Here is a 14,355-nt window from a genome sequence, read left to right on the forward strand (position 1 = left end):
TCAGGGTCGCCGCGTATATGCCACATATCAAAAAATACGTAGTATATAAAAAGTGCAAGGAAGTCTGTTTTTTGTTGATTTATCTAGTTTTTATGTCTATATATTAACACTTTACGATGATCTTGTATATACTTAATAATAATTTTGTTGATTATCGGATGCAGTTTTCATTCTGACAGAAAAAGCCGGGGCGCAGATGCTTTTCAGCATTTACGCCCCGGCTTCGGGATTGTGACGGAATGTCCGGATTACAGTGCACCGGCCTGATGCAGCAGCTGCATCACCGCTGCCTTGGGCTTGGCGCCCAGGCTCTGGGTGACCGCACGGCCGCCCTTGAAGACAATGAGCGTGGGGATGCTTTGCACCGCAAAGCGGGCGGCGAGCTCCGGCTCATTGTCCACGTTGACCTTGCCCACCTTGATGGCGGACTCGCTCTCGGCGATTTCGTCCACCACAGGGCTCATCATACGGCAGGGGCCACACCAGCCTGCCCAGAAGTCCAACAGCACCGGCTTGTCGCTGCCCAGCACCTCGGCCTCAAAATTCTGTTTCGTAACGGTAAGGACTGCCATATTATTTCTCTCCTTTGCATTGCAATTATAATGTCGCCATTATAATAAGGTAGGTCCGACGGCTTGCCGCAAGGACGGCCATGACGGTAGGAAATCGCCTGCGCCGAACTTTTTTAGTATAGCACATTTCACCTTTTTTGGCGAGCCGCGGCGCATTGTCCTTGCAGTGCGCACAATCGAAGCAAAAATACGGACATTTTTTGTGATTTTCTCTTGCGCAGGGCTCGATCCGGTGGTAACATAGAAACTGGCGTAAGCAAATAGCAAATCAAGTGCGGTGCAGCCCCCATTAACGGGAAGGTGCATCGCCGAAAAAGGGAGAGTGTGTTACTATGTCGATCAAGAACGCTTACCTGGCCGGTGTGTATGAGGGCCTGGCCGCGCGCAACGCTGAGCAGAAGGAATTCCTGCAGGCGGTGGATGAAGTTCTGGAAAGCCTGGAGCCGGTCGTTGAGGCCCGCCCTGAGCTGGAGAAAAACGGCCTGATTGAGCGCATTGTAGAGCCGGAGCGCGTCGTCATGTTCCGCGTGCCCTGGGTGGATGACAATGGCAAGGTCCAGGTCAACCGCGGTTACCGTGTTCAGTTCAACTCGGCCATCGGTCCCTACAAGGGCGGCCTGCGTTTCCACAAGAGCGTCAACCTGTCGGTCATCAAGTTCCTTGGTTTCGAGCAGGTCTTCAAGAACAGCCTGACCGGTCTGCCCATGGGCGGCGGCAAGGGCGGCAGCGACTTTGACCCCCACGGCAAGAGCGACGCCGAGGTCATGCGTTTCTGCCAGAGCTTCATGACCGAGCTGTACCGTCACATCGGCCCCGACTGCGACGTGCCCGCCGGTGATATCGGCGTGGGCGGCCGCGAGATCGGCTACCTGTTCGGCCAGTACAAGCGCATCACCAACAGCTTTGTGGGCGTTCTGACCGGCAAGGGCATCCCCTACGGCGGCTCCCTGGCCCGCACCGAGGCTACCGGCTACGGCCTGTGCTACTTCGCCGACGAGATGCTCAAGGCCAACGGCAAGAGCTTCGACGGCGCCAAGGTGGTCATCTCCGGTTCCGGCAACGTGGCCATCTACGCCAACCAGAAGGCTACCCAGCTGGGCGGCAAGGTCATCGCCATGAGCGACTCCAACGGTTACATTGTGGACGAGAACGGCATCGACTACAAGGTCATGAAGGAGATCAAGGAAGTCAAGCGCGCCCGCATCAAGACCTACCTGGATTACGTTCCTTCCGCCAAGTACGTGGAGGGCAGCGCCGGCATCTGGACTGTCCCCTGCGACATCGCCCTGCCCTGCGCCACCCAGAACGAGCTGCCTCTCGAGGGTGCCAAGGCTCTGGTGGCCAACGGCTGCTATGCAGTGGCCGAGGGCGCCAACATGCCTTCCACTCCCGACGCTGTGGCTTACCTGCAGGCCAACAACGTGCTGTTTGCTCCCGCCAAGGCTTCCAACGCCGGCGGTGTCGCCACCAGCGGCCTGGAAATGAGCCAGAACTCCCAGCGTCTTGCCTGGACCTTTGACGAGGTGGACGGCAAGCTGCACGGCATCATGAAGAACATCTACGCCAACGCCGCGGCCGCCGCCGAGGCTTACGGCATGAAGGGCAACCTGGTTGCCGGTGCCAACATCGCCGGCTTCACCAAGGTAGCCGACGCCATGCTGTCCCAGGGTATCGTCTGATCTGCCCTGCCTGAGATGAATCCATAAAACAAACCGCCGCACCGGGCTGTGCCGGGGCGGCGGTTTTCTGTTTGCCGGATCGAAAACCCGCAAAAAACTCTCGGGGCGCCCGGCCTTTTGGCCGGACGCCCCGAAAGCGGTATCTGGAAAATAAGAGGATGGTATGTTCAGTGCGGGCGCGCGGGGAATGCCCCGCCGTCCCCGCAAAAACCGACTGTCAGACGATCTGCTGAGATTTGTGAACGCCGGTTTTGAGGAACTCGACCCACTCGGCCACGTTGACGGCGTGGTCGCCCAGACGTTCCAGGTACTTGGTGATCATGAACAGATCCAAAGCAGTGGTTGCATCCTGAGGATGGGCGGCAATGTAGGAAGCGATCTCGTCGCTGATGCGGCTGAAGAAGGCATCGGCCTTGTCATCCTTGCGGATGACCTTGGCGGCGGCGTCCAGATCCACCTGGACGTATGCGCCGATGGCGTCCTTGACCATGCGGTGGACCAGGTCCCCCATCTCATAGATGTCCTCCAGAACGCCCACAGCCTGGGCGCGGTCCAGCTTGAGATGGAGCACGATCTCGGCAATGTCGGAAGCCTGGTCGGCGATGCGCTCAATGTCGGTGACCATTTTCAGTGCAGTTGACACCTTGCGCAGGTCGCTGGCCACCGGCTGCTGACGCAGGAAAAGCGTCAGGCAGCGATGCTCGATCTCCCGCTCCACGGCGTTGATCTCGCTGTCCCGGGCAACCACGCTGCGGGCCAGCTCCACATCGCCCTCCCGCAGAGCACGCAGGGCGTTGCCGATAGCGCCGCCCGCTGCATGGCCCATGCGAGCCAGCATGGTGTCCAGCTCAAGCAGCTCTGCGTCGTAAACCTTGCGGCTGCTGTATCCCATAGTTCAAAACTCCCTTCTGTATCAGCCGAAACGGCCGGAGATGTAATCCTCGGTGCGCTTGTCGGAAGGGTTGGCAAACAGGCGCTCGGTGGGGCCCATCTCGACCAGCTCTCCCAGCAGGAAGAATGCCGTCTTGTCCGAGATACGGGCGGCCTGCTGCATATTGTGGGTGACGATGACGATGGTGTAGTCCTTTTTCAGGTCCATGGCCAGCTCCTCCACACGGGAGGTGGAGATGGGGTCCAGGGCGGAGGTAGGTTCATCCATGAGCAGCACCTCCGGCTCCACGGCCAGAGCGCGGGCGATGCACAGACGCTGCTGCTGACCGCCGGACAGGCCCAGAGCCGACTTTTTCAGCCGGTCCTTGACCTCATCCCAGATGGCTGCGCCCCGCAGAGACTTTTCCACGATCTCATCCAGCTCGGCCTTGCCGTGGATGCCGTGGGTTCGGGGGCCGTAGGCGATGTTGTCGTAGATGCTCATGGGGAAGGGATTGGGCTTCTGGAACACCATGCCCACCCGCTTGCGCAGGACGTTGACGTCCAGCTTGTCCTTGTAGATGTCCACGCCGTCCAGCTTGACGTCGCCGGTGATGCGGCAGCCCTCCACCAGGTCGTTCATGCGGTTGAGGGTCTTGAGGAAGGTGGACTTGCCGCAGCCGGAAGGTCCGATGAATGCGGTGATCTCTTTTTCGGGAATATCCATGCTGACGCCCTTCAGTGCATGGAAGGCGCCGTAATACAGGTTCAGGTCCTTGACTTCAAACTTATCCATCGTTCTGAGTTCCTTTCGTCAATGTTCTGGCAATCAGGCTGGAGACGGCATTGATGGCCAGCACCAGCACCAGCAGGACCACTGCGGTGCCAAATGCCTCGCCCACATGCAGACCCTCGCTGGAAAGGACGTACATATGCACCGCCAGGGTACGGGTGGAGTCAAACAGGAAATCCGCGCCCGACGCGATCTTGGTGGCGGAGCCGGCGGTGTACAGCAGCGCGGCGGTCTCGCCCACGATACGGCCGGTGCCCAGGATGACACCGGACAGGATGCCGGGCATAGCCGGGGGCAGCACAATGGCAAAGACGGTGCGCAGCTTGCCCGCGCCCAGGCCGAAGCTGCCCTCCCGGTAGGAATCCGGCACCGACATGAGAGATTCCTCGGTGGTGCGCATGATGAGGGGCAGGATCATGATGGCCAGCGTCAGCGAGCCGGACAGAAGGGACAGGCCGAAGTGCAGCTGGGTGACAAAGAACAGCATGCCGAACAGGCCGTAGACGATGGAGGGGATGCCCTGCAGCGTCTCGGCGGTCAGACGGACCACCTTGACCAGCTTGCTGCCGCGGGGGGCGTACTCCACCAGATAGATGGCCGCAAAGACGCCCAAAGGGGTGGCAACCAGCAGTGCCAGCAGCGTCATCAGCAGGGTGTTGATGAGCGACGGCATAAGAGAAACGTTGTCGGAGTTGTAGGTCCATTCAAACAGGGAGGGCTTGAGGTTGGGGATGCCCCGCACCAGAATATAGCCCACCAGGAAGATCAGGATACCGGCAGTGAACAGGGCCGCCAGACGGACCAGCCAGCGCATGGCTGTGGAAAAGACCCGGGCGCCGGTGCGGTTGCGGTAGGGGTCCCTGCCGCGTCCGCTGCGATTGAGGGTAGTAGGATGGCTGGCGGTCAGATCACTGCCTGTGGTGACGCGCCCGTTTGCATTGATGCTGAGTTCAGGCATGTTCTTTTCCTCCCTTGACGAGGCTGAAGCAGAAGTTGATCAGCAGAATGAAGACGAACAGCACAACACCGGTGGCGATGAGAGCTTCACGGTGAAGGTCGGCAGCATAGCCCATTTCCATGACAATGTTGCTGGTCATGGTGCGCAGGCCCTCAAACAGGCCCTGAGGCATACGGGGCTGGTTGCCGGCCACCATGATGACGGCCATGGTCTCGCCGATGGAACGGCCCACACCCAGAATAACGCCGGACAGCACGCCGGACTTGGCGGCGGGCAGCAGGATGCAGAAAACGCTGCGCTCATGGGTAGCGCCGAGAGCCAGACTGCCTTCGTAGTAGCTCTCGGGCACTGCGTCCAGGGAGGTTTTGGAAACGGTGATGATGGTGGGCAGGATCATAATGCCCAAAAGCAGGCTGGCAGTGAAAAGGCTCATGCCGCTGCCGTCAAAAGGCTTGGCAAGCTGTGCCACCCAGGGCACCAGCACCATGACGCCGAAGAAGCCGTAGACCACCGACGGAATGCCGGCCAGCAGCTGGATGGCGGGCATCAGCAGCGCCTTGGTCCTCTTGCCGGCGAAACGGGAGAGATATACCGCCGTCAGGATACCAACCGGCACGCCGACGACCAGGGAACCGGCCGTGACGTAGATGCTGCCGATGATCATGGGGAAGATGCCGTAAATGTCCGCGGAGGGTTTCCACTCGGTCCCCAGCAGGAAGTTGAGGGGCCCGATCTTGAAGATGGTGGGCAAACCGTTTGCGAACAGGAAAATACAGATCAGCGCAACTGCGCAGATGGACACGCACGCACATGCCAGAAACAGGATCCGCATGCCGTTTTCTTTCCATTTGGACGTTCCGCCTGCCTTTACCGCGGCGGCCGCAGCATTGTTTTCCATACCGATACCTCGCTAAGATTGAAGAACATACAGGTGCGATTTTTAATGATTTTTTGCGCAGCAAACCGGGCAGCTCCGTAACCCGTGATCGAGAAAGCGGCGCGCGCCCGGCATCATTTCACTGCAGCTCCCTGGAAAGGAGCGATTTTCTGTTACTGAACGTCAGCCCAGGTGGTCAGCTCGCCGGTGTAGACAGCGCGCAGATTGTCCATGGTGATGTTGGTGATGGGGTTGGCGTTGTTGACGACCACTGCGATGCCGTCCATGGCGAGCACGGTAGCCACAGCGCCGGCCTCGACCTCGCTGTCCTTCAGCTCGCGGCTGGCCATACCGATGGTGTAGGTGCCGTCCAGAGCGAAGTTGACGCCGTTGGTGGAGTCAGAGGTCTGCAGTTCCACAGTGGCGTTGGGGTTGACCTCGGCGTAAGCCTCGATCAGCTTCTCCATGACAGGAGAGACAGAGGAGGAACCGCCGACCACGATGTTGCCGGAAGGCTGGGTGCTGGTGTAGCTCTCAGCGGCGTCGTCGCCGATGTAGCCTTCCTCAGTGATCAGAGCCTGGCCCTCAGCGGACATCACGTAGCTGATGAAGTCCTGAGAAACTTCGTCCAGAGTGCTGACTTCGCCGTTGGTGACGATGTTGAAGGGACGGGCGATGGTGTAAGTACCGTTCTTGACATTCTCAACCGTGGGCTCAACGCCGTCCACCGCGATCCCCTTGACGGTCTCGTTCAGAGAGCCCAGGGAGATGTATCCGATGGCGCCTTCCTCGGCGGCAACAGAGGTCATGACGTTGTTGGTGGAGTTGGCCTGCTGGGCATCGACGGTGGTCATGTCGCCCTCGTCGGTCTCAACGCCGGTCAGCTCGATGAACGCGCCGCGGGTGCCGGAGCCATCCTCACGGGTAACGACCGAGATCTTCTGGCTGTTGTCGAAGTCGCTGTCGGCGGATTCCTCGGTAGCAGCAGAGCTGGAGGTGGAAGCGGAGCTGCTCTGGTCAGCAGTGGAAGCGGAAGAGCTGCTGTCGGTGGTGCTGCAGGCAGCCAGGCTCAGAGCCATAGCCGCAGCGCAGATAGTCGCAACGATACGTTTCATAAGTAATTTCTTCTCCCTTTTTTCGCCGTTGTACGGCTGTTTTGTGTAGACTCGGCGGCCACCCGGCCGCCCCTGTTCCTTTCGCTCGGAACGGTTCTATTGTATCGCGGCAAAGCCCCGTTATCGACCATGCGCCGGTACAATCGATGTAAAATTGCGGTAATCCACAGCCGCAAAGTGTAAAGACCGTGCAAAATTTGCCCCGCCGGGCGCACAGGAATTTTACATTTCCGGCATTTGACAGTTTCAAAAGCCGGGTTCCGCCTTGCAACACAGGGACAGTTGTGGTATAGTCTTATAAAGAATCCGGCAGCGCGCCGGTCACAAGAGCGGAGGGACAGGCCATGCACGAAATCCGGACTATGCTGCGGCAGCATTTTCTGGACGCATTGTCTTTTTTCTTTGCTATTGCAACGGCTTTCGGCCCTGCTTTTCCGTTTTCAGGATGCAGGGCTTCTTTTTTTGCCATGGCGCGCCGCCGGGGAAAAAGGTTAGGAGGTAATTTTTTGTGAGTGAGAAATCCAAAAACACCGCGCCCATCGATTACTCCAAGGGTATTTACGACGCGCGCACGCTGGGCACGCCCCGCGTTCTGGTGCTGGGCATCCAGCATATGTTCGCCATGTTCGGCGCGACGGTCCTTGTCCCGCTGATCACCGGTCTGAGCGTCTCCACCACCCTGCTGTGCGCCGGTCTGGGCACGCTTCTGTTCCACTTCCTGTGCAAGGGCAAGGTCCCCGCGTTCCTGGGTTCGTCCTTTGCCTACCTGGGCGGCTTTGCCATCGTGGCCCCCATGCTGCCCGACGCCAACGGTGAAGCCACCATCGCCAACACCGAAATGCTGTCCTACGCCTGCGCCGGCGTGGCTTTTTCGGGCCTTTTGTATGTACTGGTCAGCGGCCTGATCTCGGTGTTCGGTATCCGCCGCATCATGCGGTTCTTCCCGCCCATCGTCACCGGTCCCATCATCATCTCCATCGGCCTGATCCTGGCCCCCAGCGCTATCTCCAACTGTGAGACCAACTGGCTGCTGGCCATTGTGGCTCTGGGCGTCGTCATCATCTGCAACATCTGGGGCAAGGGCATGATCAAGATCCTGCCCATCCTGCTGGGTGTCATCGCGTCCTATATCGTCGCCCTCATCACCGGCCAGATCGACTTCACCGCCATTTCGTCGGCCAGCTGGTTCGGCTTCCCCATCAAGGCCGAGGCCACCGGTCTGCTGGCCATTGACGGCAGCCCCGAGTTCATCAGCGCCCTGTTCACCATCATGCCCATCGCCCTGGCCACCATGATGGAGCACATCGGCGACATTGCCGCCATCAGCGCCACCACCGGCAAGAACTATATCCGTGACCCCGGCATCAACCGCACCCTGCTGGGTGACGGCCTGGCCACCACCATGGCCGGCCTGCTGGGCGGCCCCGCCAACACCACCTACGGCGAGAACACCGGCGTTCTGGCCCTGACCAAGATCTACGATCCCCTGGTCATCCGCCTGGCCGCCTGCTTCGCCATTCTGCTCAGCTTCTGCCCCAAGTTTGAGGCCATCATCAACACCATCCCCGCTGGCATCATCGGCGGCATCAGCTTTGTTCTGTACGGCATGATCTCCGCCATCGGCGTCCGCAACGTGGTGGAGAACAAGGTGGATCTGACCAACTCCCGCAACCTCATCATTGCGGCGGTCATCCTGGTCAGCGCCCTGGGCTTCAACTCTCTGGGCGGCCTGACCTTCTCGGTCCTGGGCATTTCCGTCAACCTGTCCGGTCTGGCCATTGCCGCCATCCTGGGCATCCTGCTCAATGCCATCCTGCCCGGCAATGACTACGAGTTCGACGACGGAGACGGCACCGGTGAGGGCGCCAGCCTGCGCATCTGACCGTTCCCCCTGCAAAAACAAAAAGGCCTCCCGGCTTTGGGACATTGCGTCCGGCCGGGAGGCCTTCCTTATTATAATAAGGTATCAGATGCTGTTATTTGCGGCAGGCCGCGTCGATGCAGCCCAGAGCATTGAGAGTGCGGGGGAAGCCGATGAAGGGCAGGCACTGGGTCACTGCGTCGATGAGCAGCTCCCGCCCGTTGCCGATGCCCAGGTTGGCCGCCGCATGGCTGGTGGCCTGGGGCTCGCAGCCCCCCAGGCAGCTGATGGCGCAGAAGGTGATGAGCTCCCGGGTGGCCAGGTCCAGCCCGCCCCGGGTATAGAAATCCCCGAAGCAGTGGGCCGACAGATAGTCCTGGATGTGGCGCAGTTCATCGGGCGCGGCGACGCGCATCTTGTTGATGTTCTCCGCCCCGAACAGCTGCTGCTGCACCGCCAGCCCCTTTTCAAAGCGGTCGCTTTCGGTGACACGGGTGTTGGGCTCCGCCTCGCCGGTGCACTCCATCAGCACCGGGGAGGCCGCCTCCAGAGCACAGAGGGCCCGCTCCAGTCCCACATAGGGCGCACACTGGTAGATGGTCTCCCGCAGCTGTTCCGCCGTGGCTCCCATCCTAAGCCCGGCCCGCAGATACTGCTCCATGTGCTGCAGTGACTGGGTGGCCGTCAGGGCCGCCACCGTCACCAGCGCCCGCTGTACGTCGGTCAGGCAGCCGCGGTTTTCCACGTCTCCCAGCAAAAACGTTTTGGCGATCTGTTCAAACTCCGGGTCCAGGCCGCAGCCGTGAAAAGCCTCTCCCCCAAACCAGGCATCGTCCTTCTCGTGTGCCGTTTCGCTCCGTGTCATATACAAGCACTCTCCTTTGTTTCGGCGGGACAGCGTTTCTTCCGCCGTTTTTCTGTCTTTATTGTACCGCCCCGCCCCACCATTGTAAAATGCCCGCTTTCCATATCCTGTCATGCGCAAAAGGCATGGTTTGCTTTGACAGCGGCCCCGGCGGCATCTATAATAAGAATAAGCAACCGGCTGTGAGGAGGTCCTGCACCATGGAACTGCGTGTCCTGCAATATTTTCTGGCCGTCGCCCGGGAGGAGAGCATCACCCGGGCTGCGGAGGTGCTGCACATCACCCAGCCCACCCTCAGCCGGCAGCTGTCCCAACTGGAGGAGGAGCTGGGCACCCGCCTGTTTGAGCGGGGCACCCGGCATATCACTCTGACCCCGGACGGTCTTCTGCTCCGCCGCCGGGCCGAGGAGATTTCCGAGCTGGTGGACAAGACCCGGCAGGAGCTGGCCTTGCAGGATGAGACGCTGGCAGGCACCGTAGCCCTGGGCAGCGGCGAGCTGGAGGCGGTGCGGGTTCTGCCCCGGCTGTTTCAGGCCTTCCGGCTGCGGTATCCCCTGGTGGACTACACTCTCTACAGCGGCACCGCCGACGATGTGAAGGAGCGGATGGACCGCGGGCTTCTGGATGCAGGCATTTTGCTGGAGCCGGTGGATGTGGAGAAATACGAGTTCATCCGGCTGCCGGTTCGGGAACAATGGATCGCCCTCATGCCCGCCGACGACCCGCTGGCGGCAAAATCCGCCGTGACGGTGGAAGATCTGGCCGCCCGGCCGCTGATTCTGCCCCAGCGTCCCCGGGTCCGCAGCGAGGTGGCCAGATGGTTTGGGGAACGCCACGACGGGCTGGATGTCCCCTTTACCAGCAACATGAGCACCAACGCCGCCGTTCTGGTGGCGGGGGGCATGGGCATTGCCGTCACCATCGAAGGTTCGCTGCCTTTTCTGGACCGCACCCAGCTCTGTGTCCGGCCCCTGGACCCGCCCATGACTGCCTCCACCGTTTTTGCCTGGAAGCGGCATCAGCCTTTTGGTCCCGCCGCCGCCAAATTTCTGGAATTTGCCCGGAGCTTCTGGGCTGAATTTCCGCCCCAAAACTGACAAAAAGCGCCCCGGAACCTCACAGGGAGGCCGGGGCGCTTTCTTTATGATTTCGGGAAAGTCCTTCACAGGCTTTCGTGTTTGACGCTGGGCAGCTGGCGCCCGGTGGAGTAGGCCGCGCAGACCAGACCGCACAGCCCCAGCATGGCCAGGGCTCCGGCCTGCACCAGATCCAGCAGGTCCGCCGTGCCGGCAGCAAACTCCAGCACCACCTGGGGAAAGCCCAGGCAGGTGCAGAGCAGAAAGGCCGTAAGCCCGTAAAAGAACATGCTGCGGCCCATGGGAGACTTGGGGGCAAACACCACCTTGAGCAGGAGGTCGGCCATACACAGGGCCCCCACCGCGGACAGCACGCCGAAGATGTGGTTCATGCGCGCCACCGAGGCCGGTTCCATGGCGAAGCGCTCCACCGTCAGCCAGAAGGGCGCCGCCAGCATGGGCAGGCCGAACACCACCGGCAGCGGCTTTTTGGGCGGTTCCAGAAAGGACTGCAGGCCAAACACCGCCAACCAGGCCCCGCTGATCACCAGCGAAATTCCTCTGGGCATGACGAAAGCGTCGGAGCGTGCCAGCAGTGTGCTGACGCCGCTTTCCACCATCAGGCCTCCGGCCAGCAGCATACAGCTGCCCAGCGCCGCCTTGCTCCGCAGCAGGGCCGCCGGCTTGGCATGCGCCCGCCGGGACATGACAAACAGAACCACAACCCCGGCCAGCACCGCCAGATAGCGGTACCAGGCCTCCCCCACCTGCGCAAAGCCGGTGGCGGGGTCCACAAAAAAGATCAGATCCGCAGTCCGGATAGCCCCCAGCACCATGCAGAGGACGGCTCCAACCACGGCTGTAATGGAATCGCTCATAGTTTCCTCCCAACGCCGGGGACTCCCGGGAGTCCGGCGGCATAATCGCGGCGGACGGCGCATACATTGATAGCAAGAGGACACGCCCTGCCGTCCGTTCGCCCGGCAGTCAGGGGGAGGTTCCGTCTGCGGCCCCTTGCCGCGAGCGAAAATCTCCCTTGCCGGGGGTATTCTATTATTCTACCTGTGCGGGCGGCAAATTGCAAGACCGGCCTGTCCCGGAGGCTGCCATGAAAACCGCCGTCAAGCGTACTCTTTTTCTTTCCGTTGTACTGTTGATTCTTTGCGCCGCAGCACCCCTGCTGTGCCTGCTGCCCGTCTTTGCTCCCCCGGAGGAGGCAGAAAATTTCACAGACGCTTCGTCCTCCGAAGCAGAGGCCGAAGAGGACGCCCCCGCCCCGGAGGACACGCCTCACGCCGAGCCCCAGGCCATCCTTTTGTGGGATGACGCCGCCGGGGAGGCCGTCAGTGTTCCCGCCGCCGAGTACCTGATCGGCGCCGCCGCCTGCGAGATGCCCCCCGACTGGCCCGACGACGCCATCCTGGCCCAGATGGTGGCCAGCCACAGCTGGGCGCTCTACCAGCTGGAGCACAGCGACCAGAGCGACGCCGCCATCACCGTGAACAGCGCCCAGTGCAGCGGCTGGACCACGGACGAGGTGCTGCGAAGCCGCTGGGGGGAGGACTTCCAGACCCGGTGGGAACATCTCTCTCAACTGGCGGAGGAGGTACTGTACGATCTGGTGCTCTACGACGGCGCGCCCGCCGCCGCCTGCTACCATGCCATCAGTGCCGGGCACACCCAGGCCAGCCAGCGGGTGTGGGTGGAAACTCTGCCCTACTTACAGGGGGTGGACTCTTCCTGGGACAAAAACGCCCAGGACTTTGAGGTCTCCGTCCAGTACGACGCCCAGCAGGTATCCGACGCCATGTATGCCTATCTGGGCATCGATGTGACCGGCAATCCCGACACCTGGGTGGGCGACACCGTCTGGGATGAGGCAGGCTATGTGGATACCATCCAGATCTGCGGGCAGAGTGTCTCCGGCACCGACATGCGCTCCGCCCTGAGCCTGCGGTCCGCCTGCTTTGCCATTGCCTGGCAGGACGGGGAGTTCACCGTCACCACCCGGGGCTACGGACACGGGGTGGGCATGAGTCAGGAGGGCGCCCGGGCCATGGCCGCCGGGGGCGCCTCCTGGAAGGAGATCCTCTCCTATTATTTCCCCGGCACCCAGCTGGGCTCCACCGACGACCTGGCCTGAAAGAGAGGGGTTTTCTTTCTGCTGCAAGCTTTCACTTGACAACTGTCCCCGCACGGACTACCATTGATTTTGTGACTCTTTTTTCAACTCTATAAATAAGGTGTGGATGGATAGGATGTTCAAAGGACAGGTCTCCCTGACCGAAGGCAGTGTAGCCAGGGGAATGCTGGTGTTTGCCATTCCCATTTTCTTCAGCAATCTGTTCCAGCAGCTGTACAATGCGGTGGACTCCCTCATTGTGGGCAACTTTCTGGGCGGCAACGCTCTGGCGGCGGTGGGTTCCTCCGGCAGCCTGATTTTCCTGCTGACAGGTTTCGTCAACGGCGTCAGCCTGGGCGCCGGCGTGCTCATTGCCCGCCATTACGGCGCCAAGGACTCGGAAGCTCTCAAGCGGACGGTGCACACCACCGTGGCGCTGGGCATCGCCGCCAGCGTGGCGCTGACCGTGCTGGGCGTCATTCTGACCCCCCAGATCCTGCGCTGGATGGGCACCCCGGAAGATGTCTTTGTCAACTCGGTGGTCTATTTCCGGGTCTACTTCCTGGGCTCCACGGCGGTGGTGCTTTACAACATCGGCGCCAGCATCCTGCAGTCGGTGGGCAACAGCCGCAGCCCCATGTATTACCTCATCGCGGCCTCTCTGCTCAATGTGGTGCTGGACCTGCTCTTCGTCGGCGTATTCCACTACGGCGTGGGGGCCGCTGCCCTGGCCACCATCATCTCCCAGGCGGCCAGCGCCTTTCTGGCTTTCCGCAAGCTGACCCTCTCCCAGGAGGATTACGGCGTCCGCTGGAGGCAGGTACGCTTCCACGCCGCCACCCTTCGGGCGGTGGTGGCCCAGGGCGTGCCCTCCGGCGTGCAGAACTCGGTCATCTCCCTGGCCAACGTCATTGTGCAGGCCAACATCAACTCTTTCGGCGCTCAGGCCATGGCAGGCTGCGGCGCTTACAGCAAGATCGAGGGCTTCGCCTTTCTGCCGGTGACCTGCTTCTCCATGGCGCTGGCCACCTTCGTCAGCCAGAACATCGGCGCCGCCAAGCTGGACCGGGTGCGCAAGGGTATGCGCTTCGGCCTCATCACCTCTCCCCTGCTGGCGGAGGGCATCGGTCTGGCCATCTTCGGTCTGGCTCCCCTGCTCATCGGCGCCTTCAACAACGAGCCGGACGTGGTTGCCTTCGGTGTGCAGCAGGCCCGCACCGTCGCCCTTTTCTACTGCCTGCTTGCCTTCAGCCACTGCTGCGCGGGCATCCTCCGCGGTCTGGGCCGTCCCACCGTTCCCATGGTCGTCATGCTGGCTGTCTGGTGCGCCCTGCGCATCACCTACATCACTGTGGTGCTGCGCCTGATCCCCGACATCGGCGTCATCTTCTGGGCTTATCCCCTGACCTGGAGCATCAGTTCCGCCCTGTTTGCCTGGTATCTGGCCCATTGTCCCTTGCCGGTCCCCGGCGGCGGAGCCCAGGCAAGGCAGAATCTCCATTGATCTTCCTGCCGGTAACAGCAATTTAAAGTAGATTTCAAATTGAAAAATACCGTCCGTTTTATA

Annotated in this window: 14 protein-coding genes; 5 read left to right on the forward strand and 9 right to left on the reverse strand. The window is 61.1% G+C overall.

Going from position 1 to position 14,355, the window contains the following annotated elements; all coding sequences use genetic code 11:
- Nucleotides 1-248 precede the first annotated feature (248 nt).
- Nucleotides 249-572 (reverse strand): thioredoxin, encoded by a 324-nt coding sequence (gene trxA, locus INF35_RS12185; protein ID WP_193502812.1) that lies wholly within the window; start codon nucleotides 570-572, stop codon nucleotides 249-251.
- A gap of 332 nt (nucleotides 573-904) precedes the next feature.
- Here trxA and gdhA point away from each other — a divergent pair, with 332 nt between their 5' ends.
- Nucleotides 905-2,251: an NADP-specific glutamate dehydrogenase gene (gdhA, locus tag INF35_RS12190; protein WP_193502814.1), complete on the forward strand. Its 1,347-nt coding sequence runs from the start codon at nucleotides 905-907 to the stop codon at nucleotides 2,249-2,251.
- 217 nt (nucleotides 2,252-2,468) lie between these two features.
- Here gdhA and phoU read toward each other — a convergent pair whose 3' ends face one another.
- The 6 genes from phoU to INF35_RS12220 form a co-directional block, all read right to left on the reverse strand.
- Nucleotides 2,469-3,143: a phosphate signaling complex protein PhoU gene (phoU, locus tag INF35_RS12195; RefSeq protein WP_193502816.1), complete on the reverse strand. Its 675-nt coding sequence runs from the start codon at nucleotides 3,141-3,143 to the stop codon at nucleotides 2,469-2,471.
- 21 nt (nucleotides 3,144-3,164) lie between these two features.
- The gene (pstB, locus tag INF35_RS12200) at nucleotides 3,165-3,917 is read right to left on the reverse strand and encodes a phosphate ABC transporter ATP-binding protein PstB (RefSeq protein ID WP_193502818.1); all 753 of its coding nucleotides are present in this window, start codon (nucleotides 3,915-3,917) and stop codon (nucleotides 3,165-3,167) included.
- Nucleotides 3,910-4,728, reverse strand: coding sequence for a phosphate ABC transporter permease PstA (gene pstA, locus INF35_RS12205; protein WP_193503011.1), 819 nt, complete (start codon nucleotides 4,726-4,728; stop codon nucleotides 3,910-3,912). The genes pstB and pstA overlap by 8 nt, the downstream gene beginning before the upstream one ends.
- A 136-nt stretch (nucleotides 4,729-4,864) precedes the next feature.
- Nucleotides 4,865-5,770 carry a phosphate ABC transporter permease subunit PstC gene (pstC, locus tag INF35_RS12210; RefSeq protein WP_193502820.1) on the reverse strand — a complete coding sequence of 302 codons (906 nt, stop codon included), beginning with the start codon at nucleotides 5,768-5,770 and terminating at the stop codon, nucleotides 4,865-4,867.
- Between the two features lie 152 nt (nucleotides 5,771-5,922).
- Nucleotides 5,923-6,864: a substrate-binding domain-containing protein gene (locus INF35_RS12215; protein WP_193502822.1), complete on the reverse strand. Its 942-nt coding sequence runs from the start codon at nucleotides 6,862-6,864 to the stop codon at nucleotides 5,923-5,925.
- A gap of 295 nt (nucleotides 6,865-7,159) precedes the next feature.
- Nucleotides 7,160-7,333, reverse strand: a complete 174-nt coding sequence (locus tag INF35_RS12220; protein ID WP_193502824.1) for a hypothetical protein — start codon at nucleotides 7,331-7,333, stop codon at nucleotides 7,160-7,162.
- Nucleotides 7,334-7,372: 39 nt separating this feature from the next.
- On the opposite strand from INF35_RS12220, the gene INF35_RS12225 reads away from it, so the two are divergent.
- Nucleotides 7,373-8,746: a uracil-xanthine permease family protein gene (locus tag INF35_RS12225; RefSeq protein ID WP_193502826.1), complete on the forward strand. Its 1,374-nt coding sequence runs from the start codon at nucleotides 7,373-7,375 to the stop codon at nucleotides 8,744-8,746.
- Between the two features lie 94 nt (nucleotides 8,747-8,840).
- On the opposite strand, the gene INF35_RS12230 is transcribed toward INF35_RS12225, so the two are convergent.
- Complete coding sequence (locus INF35_RS12230) at nucleotides 8,841-9,590, reverse strand: carboxymuconolactone decarboxylase family protein (RefSeq protein WP_193502828.1); 750 nt, start codon at nucleotides 9,588-9,590, stop codon at nucleotides 8,841-8,843.
- Between the two features lie 200 nt (nucleotides 9,591-9,790).
- Between INF35_RS12230 and INF35_RS12235 the strand changes: the two genes are divergently transcribed.
- Complete coding sequence (locus INF35_RS12235; RefSeq protein ID WP_193502830.1) at nucleotides 9,791-10,687, forward strand: LysR family transcriptional regulator; 897 nt, start codon at nucleotides 9,791-9,793, stop codon at nucleotides 10,685-10,687.
- A 65-nt stretch (nucleotides 10,688-10,752) separates the two neighbouring features.
- Here INF35_RS12235 and INF35_RS12240 read toward each other — a convergent pair whose 3' ends face one another.
- Entirely contained in the window at nucleotides 10,753-11,544 is a 792-nt protein-coding gene (locus INF35_RS12240) for a hypothetical protein (RefSeq protein ID WP_193502832.1), read from the reverse strand.
- Between the two features lie 230 nt (nucleotides 11,545-11,774).
- Between INF35_RS12240 and INF35_RS12245 the strand changes: the two genes are divergently transcribed.
- Together INF35_RS12245 and INF35_RS12250 are read left to right on the forward strand one after the other, a co-directional pair.
- Complete coding sequence (locus tag INF35_RS12245; protein WP_193502834.1) at nucleotides 11,775-12,809, forward strand: SpoIID/LytB domain-containing protein; 1,035 nt, start codon at nucleotides 11,775-11,777, stop codon at nucleotides 12,807-12,809.
- A 115-nt stretch (nucleotides 12,810-12,924) separates the two neighbouring features.
- On the forward strand, nucleotides 12,925-14,292 hold the full coding sequence (locus INF35_RS12250; protein WP_407925644.1) for an MATE family efflux transporter: 1,368 nt from the start codon (nucleotides 12,925-12,927) through the stop codon (nucleotides 14,290-14,292).
- Nucleotides 14,293-14,355 lie beyond the last annotated feature (63 nt).

Origin of the sequence: Gemmiger gallinarum, from assembly GCF_014982805.1 — a bacterium.
GTDB lineage: Bacteria > Bacillota > Clostridia > Oscillospirales > Ruminococcaceae > Gemmiger > Gemmiger gallinarum.